This window comes from Aeriscardovia aeriphila, from assembly GCF_002259595.1.
GTDB lineage: Bacteria > Actinomycetota > Actinomycetes > Actinomycetales > Bifidobacteriaceae > Aeriscardovia > Aeriscardovia aeriphila.
The window spans coordinates 1-24058 of record NZ_MWWU01000005.1 but is presented as its reverse complement, the minus strand read 5'-3'; the positions used below and the strand labels follow the sequence as shown (position 1 = coordinate 24058).

Sequence of the window (24058 nt, the reverse complement as noted above, 5' to 3'; positions counted from 1 at the left end):
AAAAAACCGGAGTGTTTCACGAAAAACATTCGAGGCGGGTGAGAAAGCAAACTGATAATCTTAAGCGTTGAGGTTGTCGAGGTACTCCTGAGCGTCAAGAGCGGCACGGCAACCCATGCCAGCAGCGGAAATGGCCTGGCGGTAAACCGGGTCAGCAACGTCACCAGCAGCGAAAACGCCCTTCACCGACGTGCGAGACGAGCCGCCTTCTGTAACGATATAACCGGCGTCATCAGTGGCAAGCTGACCACCCAAGAAGCCCGTCGCCGGGTTCGAACCGATAGCGACAAACACGCCGTCAGCACCAACTTCCTGCTCTTCGCCCGTCTGGGTGTTCTTGACCGTCAACGACTCGACCTTGCCGTTGCCATTAACTTTCGTCACCACCGAATTGAGCATGAAATGAAGCTTCGGGTTCTGCTTGGCCTGCTCAACCATCACCTGGGAGGCGCGGAAGCCTTCGCGACGGTGAATGAGTGTGACCTCAGCAAAACGAGTGAGGAAGAGGGCGTCAGTAAAGGCAGAGTCGCCGCCACCGACCACGAAGACGCGCTTATTGCGGAAGAAGAAGCCATCGCAGGTTGCGCAGTAGGAGACGCCGAGGCCGCCGAGTTCCTCCTCGCCAGGAACGCCCAAGTGGCGGTACGAGGAGCCAGTGGAAACGATCACCGTTTTGGTGAGAACGACAGTGTCATCGTCCAAAGTGAGAGCTTTCAAGCCGTCCTCGCGGGTGAGGTCGACGGAAGCGACGTCCTGAGTGACGAAAGTAGCGCCAAACTTTTCGGCCTGCTTCTTCATGTTTTCCATGAGCACCGGGCCATCAACGCCTTCAGGGAAGCCAGGGAAGTTCTCCACCAAAGTGGTGTTCATCAGCGCACCACCTGGTTCGAGTGCGCCGGTGTACATGACAGGCTTGTAGCCTGCGCGGCCCAAGTAAATGGCTGCGGTGTAGCCTGCTGGGCCGGAACCAATAATTACAGCATTTTGCACATTCTGAGACTCATTCGACATGTCCCCTACTTTAGCGGGTACAAACGTACAAAATCTGATTTTTCGCCCCGAGGCTCACAAGCCGATTTTCGGGAATAAATTTGCAAGAGGATGAGATGCGAGGGGACTGTAGATGAGAGTGTGAGAAATTACAAGTAAGGATGGGAAGTGAATTCCGAACTCCAGCAGGTAGAAGACTATCGCGCTGGCCGCATGCGAACCATCAGCCTCGAGGACGCAGAGAAAATCCTCGGGTTGGAAAAGTAACGAACTCAGTGCGCCTCATGAGCGTTCACGCTGGTTCGCCGCATGCCTCTGAACTCAGTACACCTTCAGGCTGGTGAAGTTCAGCTGAATGCCGCTCTGGCCAGGGTTGTCGCAGTAGATGACGAGGTCCTGCGTATGCTGCTTGGAGAACTGAACCGTCGTCTCCTTACCGGCCGGCTGGAAGGTCACGCTCGCCACCGAACTGCCATTCTTCGGGTTCTCCATCGTCGAGTTCACATAGAGATTACCAGTGAAGCTGGAATCTCCCGACGCCAAAGAGAACGTGATGCGGGACACGTCCTCCGGCTGAGACAGCTGAATGTGAATAGCGCGAGCCTCATTCGTATTCGCCGGAACAAACACGCGGATCTGACGGATCGAATACGGGTTCGTATTCTCCGGGGTCGTCTCCACCGGCGCAGGAACACCAGTCGCCTGCTTGGCATCATGCGTAACAGCACCCGACATTTCCGTCTTCGCAGTCTGCTTCTTCTCCGTCGTCGACTTCTTCGCCGAGTCGCTCGTAGCAGGCTTCTTCTCCTCGGAAGTATCCTTCTTGGACGGCACACCCCTCTGGTCAATAGCAGGAGCGTCGTTCACATCCAAATTCCACTTTTCCTTTTGCGACGATGACGTCGAAGGAATGATGGAGAAGCTGCCCAAACCCAGCGACTTCACGCCGTAGTAAGCACCAGCCACCAAGATTACCACGACGATGAGCACGATCAGGAAGTGCTTGAGGAAGGTGTGCCCGCGGCGAGGAGCTTCCTGCTCAGCTGCAACCGCAGGGTGAGAGCTTGCTTGCACGTACTGCACCGGCTGCGAGCTGGTGACGCGATGAGCAGACGAAGCTGCTGGCTGGCCAGGCTGAGCTTGCGCGCCGAACTGGCCTGGTTGGCCTGCTTGTGCTGGGCTTTGTGCAGCGCCTGCATGCGCATTCTGCGCAGGCTGTGCAGGGAAGAGATGCGCGTCATACAAAGTCTCATCCGCTGCAGGGTGAGCTGAAGCAGTAGAGGTGACAGGACGAGAAATGATGGTTTCGTCAGTACTGTTAATCTCGGGCGAAACGAGAGGCTGAGAAGAGAGGATGGTTTCGTCGCCAGCGGCCTGAGCCGGATTTGCAGCCTGCGACTTGTGGGACAGCTCGGCCAAGGAAGGAGAGATCATCGTCTCATCCGAGCTTACGATCGTCTCATCGCCAGCAGCCGAAGCGAGGCCTGCAGAAGCGGGCAGCTGGGCCGCGGAAGCCGGCGAGTTGGCGGACATGCCCGGTGCGGACGCGGACTGGGCAGCTGCGTAACGAGAAGCGGGGTAGCCTGTAGCGGTCGAGCCTAGGGTAGCAGAGCCTGGAGTCGCTGAGCCTGCAGCAGCTGAACCTGCAGCAGACGCAGGGCCGTACGAGTTTGCAGCAGAATACGAGCCAGAGTTGAGCGAGGCGGCCGAACCATAAGGCCCAGAAGTGACGTAAGGGTTCGTGCTGGCAGCCTTGAGGCTATTCGCACCGGCAGCTCCCAAACCAGCAGCCGCAGCACCGAGGCCAGAACCGAGGCCAGCAGCAGAACCAGAAACCGGGCTAGCCGAGGAGAAGCCTGCCAAACCCTGGGTCGGGTTCACCTCCTGAACAGCCTCCTGGCCGTTGAACAACAAGTCAGACGCACGCCACGGCGATACCGTCGGGCGAGCCTGCTCCACAACGCCAGCAGCAGCCAAAGAATTGGGAATATCCACTACAGTTCCCATGCTCACATGAACTAGAGGAACCGTAGAAATAGAAGCCGAACCCTGAGCAGCAGGAATGTCATACTCGTCAGCAGGAAGCTCCTTCACTGCCGGAGCGTCACCCACGAGAATCTGCAGCTCATTCAACGTCAAAATCGGAACGATTGCGCGAGAGGTTGCCAAGCCCGTCTCCGAACCGGTAAAGCCCAGGCCTCGCGTGCAGATTGCCAGAAACTCAGCAGGCACCTGGCCTCGCAAATTGCTCAACAGCTGAGCCATACCCGCATGATCATTGAGGTCATACTCGCTGCCCGTAATCATTTCAAAGAGAATGCCCGCAATCTGGCTGACCATCGTCGCTTCCAAATTGCCACGATGAGCCGTCAAATCAACCTGAGGAGCGAGGAACGGCGACACCGTCGTATCAGCAATACGAATACCCTGATCGGTTAAACGCACCACGCGAGAGCCCAAACCGTTATGTACAATCACCGAGTCGACGAGAGTGCGGCACGCGCTGATAATCTCAGAAATAATGGAGCGAATAGCGCGCTGCGACAGAGGCTTATGGTTCGAAGCAGCCAAAAAGTTATGCAAACTCACGCCCGGCTCAGTGCCCGTCACAATAACCAGAACGCCGTCCTGACGCGAAAAAGTGAAAACCGGAGTGAACAGCGGCGACTGAGTGAGCACCAAAGTCGAAGCAATCGCGTTAATCTGCGTGAGCTTCGTCTGGTCGGAAACAATGTACAACTGGCAGTCGCGCTTCAGGGTGTGATCATTGGCAAGCCAAGCGTTCAAACCCGGATGGGAACGGAATTGAGCGATGAGCGTGTAACGGTTGTTGATGGTGTCACCAATTGCCGGAATCATGAAGCCGCTCCTGCCACAGCACTTGCCAGTTAATCCAACGCGCCGGCGCCCGACGCACTGCAGGGACACTTATCCCTACACTCATCGCTATGTTACTCGCAACGGCTCACGAAAAAGGGTGAGCAGGGGCTATAGGCAAGCTGTCTTCACACGTTTTTCGGGTTCGCAACCGCAGCTGAATTGGCAGACTGATAATCTCCCACCAACCTCGTAAAGCCAGGAATGCGCGACAAACCAGGAACTTTACGCGCCACAACAGCCAAGAACGACGTGATTTCCGCAATGCGCAACAGCTTGCACAACACGATGTACGCAGCCAACATCACCACGCCAGTAATCGCGCACACCACCAGCGACTGCACCCAACCCAAATGCCCATGAGCAGCGGTGCTTGCGCCGAGCAAAGCCGTCAGCGCGCGGGAAAGGAACCAGCCCAGCACACCATCCGCAGCAGCAGCCAGGCCAGCCTTGAGGTGCAAGAGGACGAGCGAACCCAACTGCAACGGTTCAGAGAAGTGACGACGCAACAAGAACAAAGCGATCGGAATGCACGACGTGTTACCGATAATCGTCGTCGCACCCACCACGGCAACCCAATAATACGGCGGCACCAAGCGGGTAAACGTGACCAGGCAGACCACCTCAACCACCATCATCACCAACGACACAATAAACGGCGAACGACCATCCTCAAACGCGAAGAACGCGCGACGCAACAGCAACGTGATCGACGCCATCGGCAAGTTCAACGCCAGGCCATAGATTGCCACCGCGATCAAATTCGCATCATGCACCGAAACAGAAGGCAGAAGCGCGCGCACAATCGGCACCGGGAAAGCGATGAAAGCCGCCGAGAAGAACACCATAATCACGCCAGACGTGCGCAAAGTAGACGTGAGCGAACGCTGAGCCGAGTGCAAATCATTCTTCGCCACCGCGCGCGAAAGAATCGGGAAAATCGTCGTCGCCAGCGACACGGTGATCAGCGAATACGGCAAAATCCAGATTTGGAACGCCTGGTTATACGCCTGCGAACCCGCGATATTCAAACGATCGCCGCCTGCAATAGGAGCACCCGTGGAAATGCGCGTGCTGACAATGCCAAACACCTCGTCGAGCAGCACCATGCCCAGCGTCCAAATACCCACACGACCCATAGAGCGCAAGCCAATGCCTCGCACACCCCAACGTAGGCGCGGATGAATGCCCATTTGCAGCAGCGGAATGAACAGCAACAAGCCTTGAACGGCGACGCCTAAGGTCCAGGCGCCGGCGCTTAACGCAATCTTGTCGGTAGTCCAGAAGCTGATCGGCTGCTCCTTGGCGCTACCAAATTGGTAAATAAACAAGCCGAAACCCGCGCATGCCACGATGTTGGCCGCCACCGACGACCATGAGTAGAAGCCGAAACGGTCGCGCGCTGCCAAAACCTGGCCCAAAACTGTGTAAATTCCGTAGAACAGCACCTGTGGCATGCACCACAAGGTAAAGGCGCTGGCGAGGGCACGCTGTGCGTTGTTCCAGTCGGAGGACACAAAAAGATTAACAAGCAGAGGGGTGAGCGCGGCCAGCACGGCTGTGAACCCGAGCAGAACAGTCATGGCGAGAGTCAGCAGCTTGTTGATGCGGTCTTCGAAATCCTTGTGCTGGAAGGCGCGCACGATCTGCGGCACCAAAATAGCGTTAATCAGGCCGCCGGAAAGCAAGTTGAAGAAGATCTGTGGAATCTGGCTGCCCACCTGGTAGGCGTCTGCGGCGACACCGGTCACGCCGATGGCTGCGGCGAGAAGGATGGTGCGAATCTGGCCAGTCAGGCGGGAGGCGAGAGTGCCGGACGCCATGATCAGCGAGTTACGGCCCATGCGCGAAGCTTCGGAATCGTGGGAAGCGGCGTCAGAGGCTGCTGCGGGGTATCGGGCTGCGGTGGAGGCTGCTGCTGGAGCTTCTGCAGACGCTTGCGCAGGCGTTTTAGACTCCGCAACTTGTGCTCGCGCCGGCGCGGAGACAGACGCAGAGACGGGCGCAGGAACAGGTGCAGGAGGCGCCGGCGGAGTGAGCGCTGCAGCAAACAGTGTGTTATCACCCTCACCGGCTGGAGGGGCCGGAGGAGGAGTCAGCGGCTCGCCAATCGTCAGCGGGGGAGTAGGCGGCAAAGGAGGGATGATCTCGCTCACATTGCTCTGGCCGGCGCGCCCGCGAATCACACGTGCACGGTGCGCAGCAGTTTTCTGCTCAGGGGCTTCAGCAGCAGTGGAAATCTTGAGCGACGAAGAGTTTTCAACAGGATCAACAGGCGTGGTCACTGGTCTGGGCCCTTCTTTCTTGTGAACTGGCGGCGCAAACCAACAATTCCCAGCACAACAGCCAGAACAATGAGAATATCGCCAGAGAGGTCATTCAACGGCAACTGCGTGTACAACATCGTCGTCTGCGGCTCGCCCAACACGTTGCCCTGCTCGTCCGTCACCTGAATGGAGAGCGTCGTCTGCGAGGTCCCCACGACGCGCACGTGCAAGGTGGCCTGCGCTTCCGAGTTTTCGTGAACCGTTAACGTCTTCTCCGAACTGACCGTCGTCAGCTGCGTGTCGGTTTGTGCGGCAAGCTTGACTTTCACTGGGTACGGCAGCCTGTTGGTCACCGTCACCGGCGTCTGCGCAGACTCCGAGAAAACGTTGATAACACTTGGCTTGACGATGCTCACGGCGTTGGAAAGCTCGGCATTCATCTTCTGGTCGGCTTGCAAGGCGGTAAGGTCCGCCGACCCGTTTTGCGTGTCCACATTTTCGCTGGCAAAGCTCGCCAAGGCCAAATGCATGTGCGAGGTCTCCAATTTGGCGAGCCACTCATCTTGCGTCACATCGTCCTCGGCGCTCGACTTCGCATTCTGGCGAGCAAGCGGCTGCGGGTTGTCCGTCTTATCCTCTTTCCCAGGATTATCACTGCTCTTTGCACTCGCCTTCACGAGAACATTCTTCTTCAGCTGCGAAAGGGTGGTCAACGTTTTCGTCAACGTCGACAGCTGACGAGCAGTGGAGGCCGCATGCGTATGAGCCGTGTTGCCATCAGGAGCGAGATCAAAATGAGCCGAAACGTTGGTCGCACCCTGACGAAGGTCAGCCAAAGTACCTGACTTCAACCAATCAGCAGACTGCAAGGCAGACAACAGGGCACGCGAATTGGCCAACGAAGTGCGTGAACCCAACGAAACCAACAGATTGCGCTGAACATAAGGCTGCTGCATCTGGAAAATAGCCGACTGAGCGATAAAACGCTGCAAACGGCCGGCATCGCTATTCTCCGCCAGTGCCTGCTCTGAAGTTTTTTGCCCTTCAGCAAGCTGGGTGAGCGTGGACTGGGTAACCAACACCGTCACATCGCCCGCAGCCGTGTTCATCACCACATGGCCCGTCTCCACAATCGAATCGTCAGCAACCGGGCGAGCCGAATTCGCAATCACCGTCTTATAGCCTGCGCGAGCAGCGGTTTCCAAGGAGCGTGCTGTCCAGGAAGAGGAGCCTTCCCAGGCGATAGCGCCCTTGGCAACGCTCGCAGGCGTGGATGACGAAGAATTCTCCTCAGTTTTCTTGCTTTGACCACTATTTTCACCAGTGGAGGAGGGTTGCGAAGACGAAGACGATGAAGAGGACTGAAAATCTGAAGCCAAACTATCACCGGCCTGCACGGACCAGGTGTCAGCCGAAACTCCAGCCTTTTCAAAGCCTTCCGGGTCGAGCGTGAGGCGGGAAATGTCGAAACTATACGGCTGGGAAATGGAACTCATCGCCTGGTACAGCGAGATTGCCACCGAGCGGGAAGCGGGCGCCTTGTCACTGGTCGGGGTGTTGTCCTCTCGCAAACTGGCCAGCAAAGCCGGGTCGACCACAGACTGCAGATGCGGGTAATCCTTGAGCAGCTTGAGCTGGGCGAGAGTGTACGCCTTCGCCTTCTTCGTCAAAGTGAGCGGGAAATCCGTCGACATCGGGTCGTGAACCAAAGCCAGAGTTGCCGCCAGCTTCTTACTCTTCTGGTTGACCGAAGCAGTATCCGACGTTTGGGTGCGCACCTGCCAGCCCGTTGCCACCACCGGCATGACCACCGTCAGCGCCATCTGAGGGGTTTTGAACTCGTCGAGGCCGTCGTGCGAGCGCGTCACAAAAGTGTTGAGATGCGCAGAAAGAGTAGTGCCCGTGCGCGGGTCAGCCTCGCCCGAGTTGGGCTGAGCGGCAGCCTGGTACACCACTTCCAACGGCTTGGGCCCCCAGTTGCGCAAACTGGCCAGATTACGGTCGTCGGCTTTGAGCGTGACGGTGACAGTCACCGACGAGTTGCGCTTCAGGGCCGGAACGGAGACTTGCGCGAGGTCGAAAAGGTAAGGGTTATAGCGGCCTTCCGCCCAATCTTGAGCGTTCGACGAGGAAATGAGCGAGTACTGCGAGGTGCGAAGCGTGAGAGTGCCGGCTTGTGCGGCTTGACTCGACTTATTCGTGATGGTGACGCTCGCCTGGTAGCCGCTTGAGGCGGTGATGATGGGCGTCGCTTTCGCCAGCGTCAAGCTCAGGCCTTCGCTGGCGGGCAGGGTAGAGCCCAAGGCGAGGTGTGTGACGGCTGGGGTGACGCTCGGCGCAGGAGTCTCTGCGAAGGCGCGGCCAGCGTGCCCAGCCAGAGGAGTGACGAACAGCGCGGCGGCAACGCACGTGCTGGCAAGAGTGCGGATTAGAGCGTGGAGGGACGATCGTACTTTCTGGTGTAGAGCCACACGATCCTCCTCTCGTTGGGGTAACTCAGCACTGACGTGAGGTCATCAAACGGAACCCATGCAGCATCTTCCGCTTCATGGTCTGGGTCACCCAAAACGTTGAGCTCGCCAGAAACCTGCTTCAACACATAATGGTGCACCAGTTTGTGCACGCGCTGAGTATCACCAGTGAACCAATAGTCAATGGTAGCGATTGAGCCTTGAATTTCTCCGAGAATTCCCGTTTCTTCATGGACTTCGCGCACGGCAGTCTCTTCCGGAGTCTCGCCCTTCTCAATATGGCCCTTTGGCAGGCACCACTCCAAATGCCCGGAACGCGAGTGACGAGCAATAATCGCGACCTCACCACGCTCGTTAAACACCAAGCCGCCGGCAGAATACTCGCGCACAATCGGCAGCTCGTGAGTGTCTAGGCTGGCAAAAGTTTCCGACGACAAGGTGGCATGCTTCTTGGGCGGCATCATATTCGGCGTCGGTCGCACCGCGTTAGGCTTGTGAGCGCGCGGCTGCACACCTTGAGCATGCTGGTTGGTTTGGCCGTGCTGCTGGATGCGAGATAGGTAGATTGCCTTGACTTGGCGGCCATGATGGCTCTTGTATAGCGGCGGCTGAGCTGGCTTTTCAGCTTCAGCGGTAGTCTTGGCGGCATTTTCTGCCTGGGCCATCACTTGGCCTAACACCGCACCTTCCCGCTCGCCGATTGACGTTTCCATTGGTCGAATCTGCTGCGAGGGTACGGTCATCTCGCGCATCATGCGCGCAACGTCCCTCGGAGTAGTCATAACTTCAACAATAGGGGCAAGCGTGTGCAAATGGGGTGATGAGGTCAAAAAACTGTGGTGTTCGCCCCTTCTCCACTAATATAAAAGGTTGGTAATCTCAGGCGTACAGCAGCTTGATTACCACGCTCGTACGTCGCCAGTGAAAGGGAAGCCATGCGCATTGAGGTCCGTGAGGAAGCCATCGAATTGGGCCGCCTCTTCGAGGAGAAGGGATACGAGCTCGCTCTCGTCGGCGGGGCGGTGCGCGACCTGATGCTCGGCCGTCCCGTCCACGACTACGATTTCACTACTTCCGCCCGTCCGGAAGAGTTCGAGCCGATTTTGCGCGCGTGGGGGCGCGATGGTTTTTGGGATATGGGCCGCAAGTTTGGCACGCTGGGTGCCTTGCGCCGCCTTCCTGATGGCCACGACCTTTCCGCCGAGGTGACGACGTACCGCTCGGATGAGTACGAGCCGGATTCACGCAAGCCGGAGGTGCAATATGGCGACTCCTTGGAGGGCGATCTTTCTCGTCGCGACTTCACCATTAACTGCATGGCCTTAAGATTGCCAAGCTGCGAGTTGGTTGATCCTTTCGACGGCCAGGCCGATTTGGATAAGGGCTTGTTGCGCACCCCGGTTGACCCGCATCAGTCATTTGATGATGACCCTCTGCGCATGATGCGTGCCATCCGTTTTGTGGCGCAGCTGGGCTTCGATATTGAGGCGGAAACGGCGGAAGCTATTTATGATATGGCTCCTCGTTTGGAAATCGTTTCTGCTGAGCGAGTGCGTGACGAGTTGACCAAGCTTTTGTTGGCAAAATACCCTTCCGATGGCATTGATGAGCTGGTGGACTCTGGTATTGCTGACATTGTGATGCCGGAAATCCCGGCATTGCGCATGACTGTCGATCCGTCACATCCACATAAGGATGTATACGAGCACACGCTCATGGTTCTGGACCGCGCTATTGCGTTGGAAACAGATGCCGATGGTGATGTTCCTCGCCCTGACCTCACGTTGCGTATGGCAGCGCTGTTGCATGACATTGGTAAGCCGCGCACGCGAAAGTATGAAGCGAATGGCAAGGTGAGCTTCCATCACCATGATGCGGTAGGTGCGAAGATGGCTGCTAAGCGTTTGCGCGCACTGCGTTTTGATAAGGAGCTTATCGCTGATGTGTATAAGCTCGTCGATCTTCATTTGAGGTTCCACGGTTATGTGGAAGAACCGTGGACTGATTCTGCAGTTCGTCGGTATGTTGTGGATTCTGGCCACTTGTATAGCCGTTTGAACCGTTTGACGAGGGCTGATGCCACCACTCAGAACAAGCGGAAGGCGCGCTTGTTTGAAGAGGCCATGGATGAGATGGAAGAGCGCGTTGTTGAGCTCAAGGAGAAGGAAGACCTCGCTCAAATCCGCCCGGAACTCAACGGCCAGCAGATCATGGAGATTCTGGGCATCAAGCCTGGCCCGCTCGTCGGCAAAGCATATAAGCACATGCTTGCCGTTCGCCTCGATGAAGGCGAAATCGGCTACGACGAAGCAGTACGCGAGCTGCAAGCGTGGTGGGATCAAATCGGCAGCAAAGAAGTGTAATGAAATACGTTACTTAACGGGCATTTTCCCCGCTGTCTATTTTGCTGGAATAAGATATCACTTTGCAGGTGGTATTCGACCTTCCCATGGATCTTCAGATGGAAAATATGTAGGTTGCGGATGCATTGCTTGGTCAAATTGTGCAATGTAATGTTCAATCATACTGTGTGTGAGTTTTTCGATTCCGTCGAGATGAGGATTCTCATACTGAGAAAGAGTTCTGACCTCATCTCCAAAGTTTTGAATAAGGTACTTGTATCGGTAAGCAAACATATAGATATCACCGTCTTCATTTGCAGAAGGGTAACCAAAATATTCAGACTTCCATAACCAATGAAGAGTAGATACAAGCTTCTTTGCTTCATCATCTGTATGTTCTGTAGCAGTCTGCAGATTAGCACCGTTATACAAGTCATCCATACTCACGTTGAGAGCTTGAGCCAGCATGAAAAGAGAATCTGCTCGAGGAATGAGTTGGCCTCTCTCATATTTGCTTATTGCCGCAGTAGAAACGCCGCTCGCGCGAGAAAGAGCTTCTTGTGAAAGTCCTTTCTCCTTTCGAATTTGTGATAGTTGCTTCCCGAAAGCAGAGGACTTTCCTTCTTCATTAGTATCTTCCATATTACTGGAAAATCACCTTTCAGATCATATAAGTTCTCAATGGTTTATTTCTCCATTATGAAATTAGAAAGCCGTTTGGTAAAGGGAAAGAATTCATATCGTATCAATTTAGAGTATGGGTCTTTCACCGAAGCTGATGTGTAGGAACAACCGAGAACCTGTTTTGCACCCTACTTCTTCGAAACATACTGAGAATGTAAACAGTTTCAAAGCATAGAAAGACAAAAATGAGTACAAATTCGTTTTTTGATGGATGGCGACCACAATTAGTAGAGAGTGCCAATTTTGTGGGTGATTTTGATATTCCGCAAATTGAAGCATTGCCCGACATTGTTCCTCTCCCCAAGCGACTCGTTCGATTTGACCACCGGGGTTCAGAATCAAATCACCAAGGGTGGATTCATTGCTACACCTATGACCAGAGATTCACTCAGTTAGTTAATCACACCGAAAAGTATTTGCAGGAAATACGAGCATTTGATGGTTTCATCACTCCTGATTGCTCACTATATCGTGGGGCTCCACTTGCTGTGCAAATTGGAAATACCTATATGAATCGTGCTGTCGGAAGCTATATGCAACACCATGGAATTCCTGTAATTTGCAATATCCGTTGGGCAGATCAATCTTCCTACAGCTTCTGTTTCGATGGAGCTCCTCGGAACTCAACAATCGCTTGCAGTAACCATGGTTGCTATCGGTCTCGAGAAGATAAGTATCAGTTTGAAGCGGGGTTTGATCAGATGATGAGTGAACTCACTCCTCGAAGGGTAATACTGCACGGTACTCCTATGCCTCAACTGAATGAGAAGTATGGGAAAGAAGTAGAAATCGTGTATTACCCCAGTGATTTTGCACAAACGAGAAGGGGTTTCTGATGGGAAGCGGGCCAAGTGGCACCTACTATGCTGCTAAAGGAAGCTATGCAATCGATCATAGTGGCTTGATACATAGCATTGAAGGGAATTTTGTTCTTGGTGCAGACGGCAGACCTACACGGATGAAGAGCGGAGGACATGGTCAGATGAACTTGCAAATACTTGAAGAAAACGGGATTAGATATGAAATCGTACTTGAATATGCCAATGGAGTTCGTCTTGGTAATGTTCCTAACCATAAAAACAGGGCTAAATCGAAAGGAATAGGACAGGCATGGTTTCCTCGTTCTTGGACGACAGAGACTGTGCTGGATGCGAGTCGTGCTCTTCATGATCATTTTTCTCACTCGATTGATGACATGAAACGCGATGCTAAGTCTGAAATGAAGAGATTGCACATATCAGACTCTTCTCGGCTTTCTCAGCAAACGAAGCTTTATAAGTTCAGATATAAGAACGTTGATTTGCAAGCATTCGTTAATCGAATTACAGGTCTAGTTGATTCGATCTTTCCTGCTTTTGAGCAGACAAGCTCGATTATTTTTAGTAAAGGAGAATGACCATGACCAGAGAAGATTTGATCCGCCTGATTGAGAAGGTAGAGAGTGTAGATAGCAATGACGACACTTCCGTACAGTTAGCGTGGGATGAGCTTGCTCGTGGGATAGTTGACGGCTATGAGGTCGCTCGGGATTACCTGCTCACGCAAGCGTCCTTTGCTGAGATTGAGGCCGTAGGAGAAGTGTTTACTGATGTGCTAGCTCAAGCAACAAGTGCAGAAACAAAGCAGCAATTTGTTCAGCTGTTTTCCCAGGCTGTTGAAAGAGCAGAGCACCTCGACCCTAACGAAGTACAGTGGCTGAAAGATTCACTCAGCTTCAGCATAAAAGAGAACGGACTCAGCTCGTCTTGAGGGTTTCGTTCGGGTTCGTGTTGACTGCTTCATGCTCCGGAGCCTTCGGCAGGTTCTTGATCTTATCAGGAGCAACACAACCGGAAATCGAGTGGATGAGCGAGCCCGCTTCCACATTGGAGCGGCTCGACTTATCCAAGTCGTAGAAAGAGCTTCCCACAATCACATCGACGAGCTGGTCGGTGCGGTCATCCAAACGCAGGATGGCGTCATTGAACTGGTGAAGAACGAAATACGCTTCTGGAAGCGCGTTCACACCAGCGCGAATCTCGGTGCGCTTGAGCACGAGTTGGGAATCAGACGCGCCTTGCACGTTCAAACCACGGTTGGTGAGAGCCGAAGCAACAGCAGTAGCAATGCCACTTTTCTCCGTCCCGTTGAGCACGCGCACGGCCACCTGAGAAGCACTGGGGTAAACCGACTTGCTAGGTGCGCACGGAGCTGTGGTGCGGAAGTTATTCGACAAATCAGCCACGGAATCAGCACCAGAACGGCGGAAAACGCCGGTAACGCCGAGCACGGCGAGGATGAGGCACACGGTCAAAAACACGAATGTTGCACGCAAAACCATCTTCTGACGGTCGTGAACATACTCGCGGCGAGCCTGACGCTCTGCCTTGATATTTCCTGCAGTGGCCATGTGTATTCCTCCTTCCTCTGACTTTACCGCGTACTGAGTCGAAATGCGGGATACTCACGTCTTTCTCACTTTTTCCAAAGCTTGGTGTTAAGGAGAGCAGCTAAGATGAGCACGAGAACAACAGGAGGTAGTCATGGCGCTCAGTTTGCGCACTGTCATTGACGTGCTAAAAAGCAACAATCTGCTTCACGAGCTTATTGCTGGCGATCTGTGGACCACCGATTGTGACAATCTGGGGCCGCAAGCCGACTTGAGCTTCGAGGACATCAGCTACGACACCAGAAAAGTAAGCGAGAAAACGCTGCTCTTTTGCAAGGGAAACTTCAAAGCCGAATACCTCGACGGGCTGGACGCTCTGAGCTGCTATGTGGCGCAAACTGACATGAGCGAGCACACCAAAGCCTTGGGGATTGTAGTTTCCGACGTGCATAAGGCCATGGCTTTGCTCAGCGCCGAGTTCTACGGCCATCCGGAGAAGCAGCTGACGATGATCGGTATCACCGGCACGAAGGGCAAGACGACCACCGCTTACTACGTGCATCACCTTCTTGCCCAGCTGACGGGCAATAAGACGGCCCTGCTCAGCTCGGTAGATAACTGCGTGGACGGCAAAACCTATGTGGAATCGCAGCTGACGACGCCGGAAAGCCTCGACCTTTTCCACCTTTTGCGCGAGGCTGTTGACAACGGCATGACGCATATGGTTATGGAGGTTTCCAGCCAGTCGTACAAGGTCAACCGCGTGTTCGGCCTCACTTTCGACGTGGGCGCATTCCTCAACATTTCGCCGGACCACATCAGCCCTATTGAGCATCCCACTTTTGAAGATTACTTCTCGTGCAAGCGCCAGCTGATTTCGCGCTCTCGCCGTGTGGTTCTGGGTGCGGATACGAAGCATGCTAATCTTTTGCTCTCTGATGCTCGCGCTGTGGGTACGCCGGTGACAACTTTCGCTTTAAGGTCGTCCCAGATTTTCACTGCGGGTACGCCGGCAAACGTTAAGAATGCCGCCGATTTCGTGGCAATTCCAGAAGACGAGCGCCACGAAAAATTTGCCATCCTGCATGAGGGCGAGCTTCTGGCCAGCGTCAGTTTGGCCATGGAAGGCGACTTTAATGACGAAAATGTTGCCGCTGCCTACGCCATTGTGGAAGCAGCAGGTTTCAGCTTGAGCGAGCCGGCAACGCGTGCGGTTCTGCCTTCGGTTAACACGGTGGCGGTTTCCGGCAGGATGGAGCATTTCGAGGACCATGCTGGTACCCCGGGCTCGGCTGGAATGGTTGCCATTGTTGACTTTGCTCACAATTACCTGAGCACCAAAGTGCTGGTAGATTTCGTGTACACGCGCTACGGGGAGAAGAACCCGCGCATCACGCTGATTTCCGGTTCGTCGGGTAATAAGGCTTTCGACAGGCGAGAAGGCATTGTGAAAGCTGCGCAGGATCGCATTGCCGAGTTCATTTTTACCGCCGATGATACCGATAGTGAGCCGGTAGAGAACGTGTGCCGCGATATGCTCTCGCATGTGACGAACCCTGCTGTGAAGGCACAGATTATTCTGGACCGCGAGCAGGCTATTCGCCAGGCTGTGGCGGATGCGCGCGAAAACAGTGATCGTTTCAACGTGATCTTGGTTATCGGCAAAGGCAACGAGCAGTGGCTCAAAGTGCATAACAAGCATGTTGCGTATGCGGGTGATGATCGCGTGATTCGCGAGCTTTTCGCCGCCTAAGCTCTGCGAGGTTCGCTGAGTTCGGCGTCGCTCGCTGGTCGCACAAACACAGCCCTTCGCCCGAGTCGGCAAGCTCGCCCGAGCTGCCGCACGCCCGTCATTATTGAGGAGGAAGTACAGTTTCATGGCTATTTCTTTTGTTCCAGCAACTGAACAGGAGTTTCTCGACGCTGCTCACCACGCTGGAGTGGTCATTGCGTTGGAGCAAACCTCCATTTGGGCTCGCTACCAGGCAACTGTGACGGACCGCACCCCGTGGAGGCCTTTTGGTACGAACGTCGCTGGCCAAGAATTAAGCCATATCAAGATTGTCAGTGACGGTGAAACACTGGGCTACATCACTTTCATCGATATGCTGACTCACGGCTACCACTTCCTGCGTTCTGCCCACGGCCCCGTTTGGCTTCACGACGTGGATGCGCAGACGGAAGAGGAAGTGGCTCGCGCGCTGGTAAGCTTCATTCACCGCACGGATAGCCAGGTCGCGTTCCTGCGCTATTCCATCGACGCTGAAATTCCTTCCAGCAAGCCGGTACTTTCCACACGCCCTTACGATTCGACGGTGATTATTGACCTCAGCGGCGGCGATGATGAGATTTTGAAGCGCATGAAGAGCAGAGGCCGCCGCGATGTGCGCAAAGCACTGCGCGAAAATGATGACGTATGCTCAGATGAAACTTCGAAAGCTCTCGCTGACTTCTCTGAATACTATGCGGTGATGGAGGAAACAGGCGCTCGTGATGGGTTCGTACCTGCTCCGCAACGCGATTATGAGGATATGATTCACACTCTCGGCGAGCAGCACTGCCGCGTGTTTGCAGCGCGCAACACTGAAGATGTTCTCACTGGTTGGAGCATCGTAACCAAGTATGATTCTCGCGCTGTGCGCTTCTATGCTGCTATGCGTTCGGATGCTCGCCGCACTCATGTGACGGATAAGCTGCTGTATGCAGAGTGCTGCATGTTGAGCCAGCAGGGTGTGAAAGATTATGACCTCATGGGTATTGGCTCTGATTTCGCGCCAACACTCAAGGGTCTCAATGAGTTCAAGACGAAGTTCGTCAAGGATATTACTCATGAGGCTCCTGAGCGTGATGTGCCGGTTAAGAAGGGCTTCTACTGGCTGTTGCGCATGGCGAAGGTCGTGCTTAAGCGCGGTCAGTAATTTACCGCTCAAGATTATCAGCGCGGATTACTCCGCGGCTTCGCCGCGCGCGCTCACTTGCGCGCGGCGCTTACGCGAGCGCATGAGCGCGCACAGATAGCGCGCTCGTCTCCATCTCGCTCAATGAGCGCCGCAGCTCGCATGCATCCCTCTCAGACGAGCGCGCGCAGAGCGGCGATCGCCTTGTTCTCCTCTTCATCACTGATGTTGGTCGGCAACACCACAATGCGATCGCTCACATCCTTCGTCGTCGTCAAATTGCGCGAATCGCTGGGTAAGTTATACACCGCCGGATCCATAACACCAGGGAAAAGCTGCGGACGATACCAATGCTGAGCAGCCACACCCGCTGCACGCACTGCATCCACAGCAGCTTGCGCCTGAGCAGCATCCTTGAGTAACACTGGAAAATACAACAGCGGCTGGGCGTTCGCGCTATCAACACCTGCGCTGTCAGTACGAGAACCATCCGCAGAGGCTAAAGCTGCTTGCGGGATGCTGAGCTTGCCCTGATAATCTGGGGCCGTGAAAGCGCGAGAGTAGAGCGAGACTGTCATTTCGCGGCGCTGGAAGTTCGCCTCCAGTGAGTCGAGGGCGAGGCGGGCTTGAGTGTCAATCCAATCAGTAGAACCAAGCAAAGAGTATTCCAAACTACCCTGCCGCTCAACAGCACTCAACTCTGGCTCGTACTTGCCCGTGTTAATCCAGCGGGCGCGCAAACGGTTGGCCCATGTTTGAGGCAGGCGGGCGAGGAAGCGATCCTGCTTGTCGTGCTTTTCCACTGCCCTTTCGATGCGGTGAGTCGGGCGGCGCAGGGATGCGAATTGTTCCACGATGGCGTCGTACAGTTCGCCGTTGCGCTGGGCGAGGGCGGGGTTGAGCCAGATGGCGCCGCCAAACGAGGTGCCCAAAATATTGTTGAAACCAAAGGAATGAGCGGACACGTCAGCCAGCGGCTCGCCTTGGGAATTGCGGGCCATGCGGGTGACGGTTGACATCGAATTTTCTACGAAGAGAGCCTGGGGGAAGGTTTCGCGCACGCGAGCAGCGAGTGTTTGCGCGTGGGATTGGTCGATGATGCCGAAGGTGTTTTGCATGACCACGGCCTGAACTCGTGATGTGTCAATCTCGTTGGAAGAAGTGCGCAAAGTAGGAGAGACGGGGGCGCCAGCAGCGGGGGCAGAGTGGAGAGCCGTAATGAGCCGATCCGCATCCAAGTTCAACGTGCGAGGGTTAATATCCCCATACACTGGCGTGAGCTGAGCAGAGAGAATAGGGTCGATGGCCGTGCAGGTTGTGAAAGTCTGGGTGAGAACCAGGCCGTTGGTGTGCAGTGTATGAATGGCGGTATAGACTGCTTCGAGGCCATAGCGTGACTTAAAAACTGGGAACCACTCTGCAGGATGCGTGTTTGTGCGCTGTGCCAGAGTGAGGCAGAGGTCATATTCAGCGCGGGAGCGATACGAGCGCTGACGGGTGTGAAGCGTTTCAGGCGTGGTGTTCTGCTGATACTCAGACATGAGTTTTCCTTTCGCAGCATAACGTGCGATATGGCACTGGGCGGGCAGGACTTGCGGATCGAGAGATTCACAGTGACGCACTACGAACTAGGGTCCACGTACTTTCCAGTGTAGCGAGAAGCGCCCAGAACAACAGAAAAAATTCACAATTGTACTGAAGATGATGATAAGCGTGTGGTGAAAGAGGCGATAGGAGTGGGCGAGGAAAACAGCGTACCTGACGAGATTATCACTGAGCAGAAGGCCGCCGTTTCCGTGAAAGCTGAGGCTGTGAAAAGCGAGAAGATGGCGCGCATCTCCGCCAAGCATAAAGAGATGACGCAGTCGCCGCTTGCTCCACTGATTTTGCGCATGGCAGGCCCGGCAATCCTCGCCAACGTCGTCTCGACTGTGTACTCACTCACTGACACTTTCTACGTCGGTCATCTGGGAACAGCAGCTTCTGGCGCTGTGGGAATTGTGATGCCGATTATGCTCGTCTTCCAAGCTCTCGGCCTTCTGTTTGGTCAAGGTTCTGGCAATACTGTTGCCGTAGAGCTGGGCAAGAAGAATGTGGAGCGCGCTGGCCGCTTGGTTTCCGTCGGTTTCTTCACCGCGCTTGGCCTATCTACTATTATCGGCGTGCTCGCTTTGGCTCTCGTTTCGCCGCTGATGCGTTTCTTTGGTGCGACGCCCACCATTTTGCCGCTGGCCATTGAGTACGCTATCCCGCTGCTCATCGTCTCGCCGCTGTACTGCACCACCTTTGTGATGAACCCTCAGTTGCGCTTCCAAGGCTTGGCGAAGTACGCCATGATCGCCATTGTTTCTGGTGCACTGTTGAACATGGTTCTTGAGCCGATTTTCATTTTCGTCTTCCATATGGGCTTGCTGGGCGCGGGTATCGCTACGGCTATTGCGCAGACGACGTCGTGGGCGTTGCAATTGTGGATGAACCGTCATCATGGCATCGTGCGCATTCACCTGAGCAATTACAAGCCGGATATGCCTTTGATTCGCGAGATGATCGGCGGCGGCATCCCCTCTCTCATCCGCAATGGCATGCTCTCTATTGCTGTGATCGCTGTCAACGTTGCTGCGAACCCGTTTGGTGATGCTGCTATTGCGGCAATGGCTATTGATGGCCGGATTATGACGTTCTTCAACCAGGTTCAGATTGGCTTGGGTCAAGGCTTCCAGCCGGTGTGTGGCTTCAATTATGGTGCTCATTTCTTCCAGCGCGTGCGCAAAGGCTACTGGTTTGTGGTGCGCTGTTCGCTGGTATGGCTTGCTTTGGCATCGATTCTGGTTTCGACTTTTGCTGAGCCGGCGATGGGCTTGTTCCGTAATGATCCTGAGGTGATTCGTATTGGCGCGCAAACCTTGCGTTTCCAGTGCTTGACGTTCACTCTCTCCGGTTTTGTGGTGCCGTCGAACATGATGCAGCAGACGATTGGTCATACTTTTATTTCGTCGCTGGTTGGCTTGGGCCGCCAAGGTGTGTTCCTCGTTCCGGCGCTGCTCATTTTGCCGAATTTCTTAGGATTAACAGGAGTGATGATCAGCCAGCCTGTGGCTGATATTGTCACGTTTATCATGACAGTTCCGCTTCAAGCCTATGTGTTGCGCGGGCTGTCTGATTCTTCGACGATTCCTATGAAGCGCTTACATTTCTGGGCTCGTCGCGCTCGCGCGAAGAAGTGAAGCGCGCTTGTGGCGTTGTGCACAAGTGCCGCTGTATCGCGGGTTTCGTGTGGTGGCGCGCGTCGAGAGCGGCGCTGTCCTAGTGTATGCGCACGCTAGATGAGCGCACGCGAGGTCAGCGCCTCAGGCTTGGGCGAGGGCGGCGAACTGCTCGAGGGTGAGCTTTTCACCGCGCAGCATCGGGTCAATTCCCGCAGCTTGGATCTGCTCTGCGCTGAGCTGGTCACGCAAAGCCGCACGCAGGGTTTTCCGCCGTTGCAAGAAGGCGGCTTCAATGAGGGCGAAAGTGCGTTCTTGGAGCTGATAATCTTGAGCGCGAAGAGCTTGAGGGCTGCCCTGAGGCCAGCGAGTAAAGCTGACCAGCGACGAGTCGACATTCGGCACCGGCCAGAAGACGGAACGGGCCACTTTTCCCGCGTTTTTCGCCTCGCCATACCAGCGCAACTTCACCGAGGGGACGCCATAAATTTTGGAGCCAGGCCCTGCGCTTAACCGGTCGGCGACTTCCGATTGCACGAGCACGCACGCCGAGCTCAGGTTGGAAAAGCGCGCGAGCAAAGTGAGCAGGATCGGCGTTGCCACGTTGTACGGCAGGTTGGACACGAGGGCGAAAGGCTTATCAGGGTCGATGCCAGGCAGCTGGTCGGCAGTTTCGATGGCCAGCGCGTCACTCAACACTGTCGTCAGATTGTCAGCATTCTGAGGCTGGAAACGCTCTACCGTCTGGGGCAGCTGGGCGTTCAGTTTTGGGTCGATTTCGACGGTGGTGACGTGTGCGCCGGCTCCGAGCAAGCCTAAAGTGAGTGAGCCCAAGCCAGGGCCTACTTCGACGACCTGGTCGCCAGGCTGGACGCCTGCGATGGTGACGATGCGGCGAATGGTTTGAGGGTCGCACATGAAGTTTTGGCCCAGCTTTTTTGTGGGCTGGATGCCAGCTTGGGTGGCGAGCTGGTGAATATCATCAGCGCCGAGTAGGCGAGCGGTAGCGAGAAGGTTTTCGCTCATTGTGTCCCCTCATGACTTTGTTCAACGGTTTAACAAACTCAGCAGCGTGCACGTACCCGCGAGGTGGGTGCGAGGCGCCTGCGACTGCGCGGCTGGTGTACGCGAAGCGCGTGCCGAAAGCACGCATCAAGTGTGCGGATCAGTACCACTTCTTCCTCTGCCAGAAGTCCCACGCACCACACGGATTGGTATAGCGGCCACGAATATAACCCAAACCCCAGGAAATCTGGACTTGAGCGTTATCATGCCAGCCTTCACCCATCTTCCAGCCTGGCAAAGCTTGTGGAATACCATAGGCGTCCGAGTACGGGTTATCCGCATCCCAACGCCAGCCTGACTCATGGTTCCACAAGGTGAGCAGGCAGGCGAACTGGTCGTCACCCCACCCATAGAAATCACGAGCCATACCTCGAGCAAGCGACTGGGCTTCGGCAGGGCTCAAATGCAACACATTGCCGGAGTTACCGCCATTGTTGCCCCCATTGTTACCGCCGTTATCCGGTGGATTCGACGGCTTATCAGGCTGGGAACCATTGTTGCCTGAGTTCCCATTACCGCCATTGCCCCCGTTATTACTGGAGTTACCAGAATTGCCGGAGTTGCCGGAGTTACCGCCCTGGTTCGAGTCATTACCCGAACCGGAGTTGCCGGAGTTACCCTTATCGCCCGAGTTATCCGAGCTGCCCGAATTGCCCTTCTGACCTTGATCAGACGAGCCCTTCGAACTATCCGAGCCCGTCGAGCCAGAGTCAGCGGCATTACCCGCATTGCCAGAATCAGACGAGTCAGAAGCGGGTGGGGTCGGCTTCTTCGTACCCACCGCAATAATCTCATCCGTCGGCTGGCTGGTCACCGTCGAATCGAGCAGCTGATACTGGTCAGCCACACCATCCACATAGGTCACGCGCAAACGCTCAGCCTTCGAACCGTCAGCACCCGCCTGACGAACCTGCTGAACACCTTCCTCCAAGTTCGGGTCTTCCACCTTCACGGTAGAGAAGGGAATGGCAATCGTCCTGGTAATCTCCCCAAAGGTGATGCGCTGGACGCGAAGAATCGTGACCTGCTTGCCAGTCGAGTCCGTGCCATTTTCGACGCTGACGCGGTCATCCTTGTTCAAAGTGATGCCCTTGGAATCCAAAATCGAGGCGACGGGCAGGCGGCCATCGGGAGCCACCGACTCTTTACCATCCCAGATCACCGTAACTGGGCCTGGCTTGTCAATAACAACTCCACCGGTCAGCTGCTGGTACACGTTAGCAATATTGACTGTGATTTTCACTGCGTCTTTATGCGCATTGTCAAAGTAACTGGCCAGTTGGCTCGCCGACTTGGCAACCGTCCAGTAAGGAATCTGGTGGCCGTCAATGTTGAGTGTGACCTGGAAGGCTTCGCGTACCTTCACCACCGCATGGTCGCTCAACCATTCGCCAGAACTGGAAATCGCTTGATCGTGGGTTTTGAGATCGATGCCCTGTTCATTCAAGAACTCTTGCAAGCTGGAAGCATAGGTCACTACTTGCTGGGTTTTGCCGTTCACTTCCAGTGCGATCGCCTTGCGGGTTGTGCCCACGAAGGCGGTTGCGCAGGAGGCAAAGGTAGCGAGGGCTGCAATTGCCACTCTCCAACGCCTGTGCTTCACAAAAGTGCGAGGAGTCCATTGCTTTGACATGATCGTCACTTTCCTTCAGTTACATCAACAAAGTGGTCGCAGCTGCAGCGGCGCGCAGGTTTTCTGCGGTTTTGGCGCCTTGGGTGGCGCTGGTCGGCTCATCGGCTGGGGCCGCGCCCGCCGCTACACCAGCTTGAGAAGCGCCTGTCGCCGCGCCGTCTTGGGCAGCGCGCAAAGCTTCGGTCGACTTTTGCGTCACTTCCGTATCGCCCGCAGCAAGGTCCACCCACCCGGCAGCCGATGGGCCATAAGCAGGGCTCGTCGGGTCAATGCTTGCAGAAGAATTCGTCGCACTGGCAATCAGAAGCGAGCCCGGATGCGGCTGGCTAGCAGGCATTTCTATGAGGTACGGCCTCTTCGCATGGCGACCATCGCCGGAACTTACACCTTTCAAACGCCTTTCGATCCATGGAATCGAATATTCCTTAATCCAACTCGAATTGCGCTTCACCCGAGCGGTCAAACTCAAAGGCGCCGGCGGGAGAGGAAGGTCAAGCTGCTCTTGCCAGGCGGGGTCAGGGTCCAAACCAAGCCCGCGCAAAGCAATCTGAGCAAGCCTCTCATGGCACTCGGGAGATGGGTGGATGAGGTCCTGGCTCCACAAGCGCGGGTCCGCAAGGTTGGGGTAAGCCCACGTGTCACACAGGTAAATATCCAACTTGTTGGCCAGCTCGTACAAGCGCGTGGCATAGTCGGAGGTGGTGCCGCGAATATAGTTCATCTCTTCGCTCGGCGGCTGGTTAGGCAGGCAGTAAATCACGTCGGCGCCGCTCTCGCGAATCTGGCGAACACCATGCTCGATATACGCCATAATGCGGTCCAGCGAGTGGCCAGGGCGCAAAATATCGTTACCGCCACCGTCCATGATTACCAGGTCGGGCTTGAGTGCCAGCGCTTGAGGAACCTCTTGCTCGACGATGTAGCGGATCAGCTTGCCGCGGATCGCCAGATTAGCATACAGAACAGGAGACAGGCCCTGCTCAACTCGACGAGCGGAAAGGTGACCGGCAAGCCGGTCAGTCCAGCCGAAAAGCGGAGTTTCATTATGCGCACTCTGGTTTTCGAAAGTGGTCATGTCCAAGCTCGTGTCGACAGGGTCCCACAAACCTTCGTTCACCGAGTCGCCCACCGTGACCACGCGCTGCCACTTTTCCAAGTGGGGCAACACCACACGAGCAGGAAGGTTGCGCACAGTAAATGAAGTAGCCACAGCCGCGCTGGCTGAGTTCATAGCCGCACTACCAGCGTTCGTAGCTGCGCT

General features: G+C 55.3%; 18 protein-coding genes. 7 read left to right on the top strand and 11 right to left on the bottom strand.

Going from position 1 to position 24058, the window contains the following annotated elements:
* Positions 1-60: 60 nt before the first annotated feature.
* The 5 genes from trxB to AEAE_RS07005 all read right to left on the bottom strand — a co-directional run bounded on the left by trxB (position 61) and on the right by AEAE_RS07005 (position 9387).
* Entirely contained in the window at positions 61-1011 is a 951-nt protein-coding gene (trxB, locus tag AEAE_RS06365) for a thioredoxin-disulfide reductase (RefSeq protein ID WP_094690324.1), read from the bottom strand.
* A 300-nt stretch (positions 1012-1311) separates the two neighbouring features.
* Positions 1312-3849, bottom strand: a complete 2538-nt coding sequence (locus tag AEAE_RS06360) for a hypothetical protein (RefSeq protein ID WP_094690323.1) — start codon at positions 3847-3849, stop codon at positions 1312-1314.
* Positions 3850-3995: 146 nt separating this feature from the next.
* Entirely contained in the window at positions 3996-6152 is a 2157-nt protein-coding gene (gene murJ / locus AEAE_RS06355) for a murein biosynthesis integral membrane protein MurJ (protein WP_094690322.1), read from the bottom strand.
* Complete coding sequence (locus AEAE_RS06350; protein WP_094690321.1) at positions 6149-8605, bottom strand: DUF6049 family protein; 2457 nt, start codon at positions 8603-8605, stop codon at positions 6149-6151. The genes murJ and AEAE_RS06350 overlap by 4 nt, the downstream gene beginning before the upstream one ends.
* Complete coding sequence (locus AEAE_RS07005) at positions 8563-9387, bottom strand: NUDIX hydrolase (RefSeq protein WP_275542017.1); 825 nt, start codon at positions 9385-9387, stop codon at positions 8563-8565. The genes AEAE_RS06350 and AEAE_RS07005 overlap by 43 nt, the downstream gene beginning before the upstream one ends.
* 153 nt (positions 9388-9540) lie before the next feature.
* On the opposite strand from AEAE_RS07005, the gene AEAE_RS06340 reads away from it, so the two are divergent.
* A complete protein-coding gene (locus tag AEAE_RS06340) occupies positions 9541-10968 on the top strand; it encodes a CCA tRNA nucleotidyltransferase (protein ID WP_094690320.1) in 1428 nt (475 codons plus the stop codon).
* Between the two features lie 57 nt (positions 10969-11025).
* Here the strand turns inward: AEAE_RS06340 and AEAE_RS06335 are convergent, their stop codons facing one another.
* Positions 11026-11589 (bottom strand): helix-turn-helix domain-containing protein, encoded by a 564-nt coding sequence (locus AEAE_RS06335; RefSeq protein ID WP_094690319.1) that lies wholly within the window; start codon positions 11587-11589, stop codon positions 11026-11028.
* A gap of 227 nt (positions 11590-11816) precedes the next feature.
* Here AEAE_RS06335 and AEAE_RS06330 point away from each other — a divergent pair, with 227 nt between their 5' ends.
* The 3 genes from AEAE_RS06330 to AEAE_RS06320 are packed head-to-tail and all read left to right on the top strand — an operon-like array spanning position 11817 to position 13380.
* A complete protein-coding gene (locus AEAE_RS06330; protein WP_094690318.1) occupies positions 11817-12467 on the top strand; it encodes a DUF4417 domain-containing protein in 651 nt (216 codons plus the stop codon).
* Positions 12467-13027: an EndoU domain-containing protein gene (locus AEAE_RS06325; RefSeq protein ID WP_094690317.1), complete on the top strand. Its 561-nt coding sequence runs from the start codon at positions 12467-12469 to the stop codon at positions 13025-13027. The genes AEAE_RS06330 and AEAE_RS06325 overlap by 1 nt, the downstream gene beginning before the upstream one ends.
* Positions 13028-13029: 2 nt before the next feature.
* Positions 13030-13380: a hypothetical protein gene (locus AEAE_RS06320; RefSeq protein WP_094690316.1), complete on the top strand. Its 351-nt coding sequence runs from the start codon at positions 13030-13032 to the stop codon at positions 13378-13380.
* On the opposite strand, the gene AEAE_RS06315 is transcribed toward AEAE_RS06320, so the two are convergent.
* Positions 13367-14020 (bottom strand): LytR C-terminal domain-containing protein, encoded by a 654-nt coding sequence (locus tag AEAE_RS06315; protein WP_094690315.1) that lies wholly within the window; start codon positions 14018-14020, stop codon positions 13367-13369. The two genes, AEAE_RS06320 and AEAE_RS06315, sit on opposite strands and share 14 nt — an antisense overlap.
* 133 nt (positions 14021-14153) lie before the next feature.
* On the opposite strand from AEAE_RS06315, the gene AEAE_RS06310 reads away from it, so the two are divergent.
* Complete coding sequence (locus AEAE_RS06310) at positions 14154-15752, top strand: Mur ligase family protein (RefSeq protein ID WP_094690314.1); 1599 nt, start codon at positions 14154-14156, stop codon at positions 15750-15752.
* A 124-nt stretch (positions 15753-15876) separates the two neighbouring features.
* Complete coding sequence (locus AEAE_RS06305; RefSeq protein WP_094690313.1) at positions 15877-16917, top strand: lipid II:glycine glycyltransferase FemX; 1041 nt, start codon at positions 15877-15879, stop codon at positions 16915-16917.
* Positions 16918-17069: 152 nt separating this feature from the next.
* Here AEAE_RS06305 and AEAE_RS06300 read toward each other — a convergent pair whose 3' ends face one another.
* The gene (locus AEAE_RS06300; protein ID WP_094690312.1) at positions 17070-18437 is read right to left on the bottom strand and encodes an aspartate aminotransferase family protein; all 1368 of its coding nucleotides are present in this window, start codon (positions 18435-18437) and stop codon (positions 17070-17072) included.
* A gap of 195 nt (positions 18438-18632) precedes the next feature.
* Here AEAE_RS06300 and AEAE_RS06295 point away from each other — a divergent pair, with 195 nt between their 5' ends.
* Positions 18633-20120, top strand: coding sequence for an MATE family efflux transporter (locus tag AEAE_RS06295; RefSeq protein WP_420809196.1), 1488 nt, complete (start codon positions 18633-18635; stop codon positions 20118-20120).
* A gap of 123 nt (positions 20121-20243) precedes the next feature.
* Here AEAE_RS06295 and rsmA read toward each other — a convergent pair whose 3' ends face one another.
* From rsmA to AEAE_RS06280, 3 genes are all read right to left on the bottom strand, one after another.
* A complete protein-coding gene (gene rsmA, locus AEAE_RS06290; RefSeq protein ID WP_094690311.1) occupies positions 20244-21125 on the bottom strand; it encodes a 16S rRNA (adenine(1518)-N(6)/adenine(1519)-N(6))-dimethyltransferase RsmA in 882 nt (293 codons plus the stop codon).
* A gap of 139 nt (positions 21126-21264) precedes the next feature.
* Entirely contained in the window at positions 21265-22797 is a 1533-nt protein-coding gene (locus AEAE_RS06285) for an aggregation-promoting factor C-terminal-like domain-containing protein (protein WP_094690310.1), read from the bottom strand.
* 19 nt (positions 22798-22816) lie between these two features.
* Positions 22817-24058: SGNH/GDSL hydrolase family protein (locus AEAE_RS06280; protein WP_094690309.1), on the bottom strand; the 1242-nt coding region annotated here is incomplete at its 5' end.

Coding starts and splice junctions, on each gene's coding strand:
- AEAE_RS06310 (WP_094690314.1), top strand. CDS start 14,154: ATGGCGCTCAGTTTGCGCACTGTCATTGACGTGCTAAAAAGCAACAAT.
- AEAE_RS06340 (WP_094690320.1), top strand. CDS start 9,541: ATGCGCATTGAGGTCCGTGAGGAAGCCATCGAATTGGGCCGCCTCTTC.
- AEAE_RS06285 (WP_094690310.1), bottom strand. CDS start 22,797: ATGTCAAAGCAATGGACTCCTCGCACTTTTGTGAAGCACAGGCGTTGG.
- rsmA (WP_094690311.1), bottom strand. CDS start 21,125: ATGAGCGAAAACCTTCTCGCTACCGCTCGCCTACTCGGCGCTGATGAT.
- AEAE_RS06325 (WP_094690317.1), top strand. CDS start 12,467: ATGGGAAGCGGGCCAAGTGGCACCTACTATGCTGCTAAAGGAAGCTAT.
- AEAE_RS06320 (WP_094690316.1), top strand. CDS start 13,030: ATGACCAGAGAAGATTTGATCCGCCTGATTGAGAAGGTAGAGAGTGTA.
- AEAE_RS06315 (WP_094690315.1), bottom strand. CDS start 14,020: ATGGCCACTGCAGGAAATATCAAGGCAGAGCGTCAGGCTCGCCGCGAG.
- AEAE_RS06300 (WP_094690312.1), bottom strand. CDS start 18,437: ATGTCTGAGTATCAGCAGAACACCACGCCTGAAACGCTTCACACCCGT.
- AEAE_RS06330 (WP_094690318.1), top strand. CDS start 11,817: ATGAGTACAAATTCGTTTTTTGATGGATGGCGACCACAATTAGTAGAG.
- AEAE_RS07005 (WP_275542017.1), bottom strand. CDS start 9,387: ATGACTACTCCGAGGGACGTTGCGCGCATGATGCGCGAGATGACCGTA.
- AEAE_RS06360 (WP_094690323.1), bottom strand. CDS start 3,849: ATGATTCCGGCAATTGGTGACACCATCAACAACCGTTACACGCTCATC.
- AEAE_RS06305 (WP_094690313.1), top strand. CDS start 15,877: ATGGCTATTTCTTTTGTTCCAGCAACTGAACAGGAGTTTCTCGACGCT.
- AEAE_RS06335 (WP_094690319.1), bottom strand. CDS start 11,589: ATGGAAGATACTAATGAAGAAGGAAAGTCCTCTGCTTTCGGGAAGCAA.
- trxB (WP_094690324.1), bottom strand. CDS start 1,011: ATGTCGAATGAGTCTCAGAATGTGCAAAATGCTGTAATTATTGGTTCC.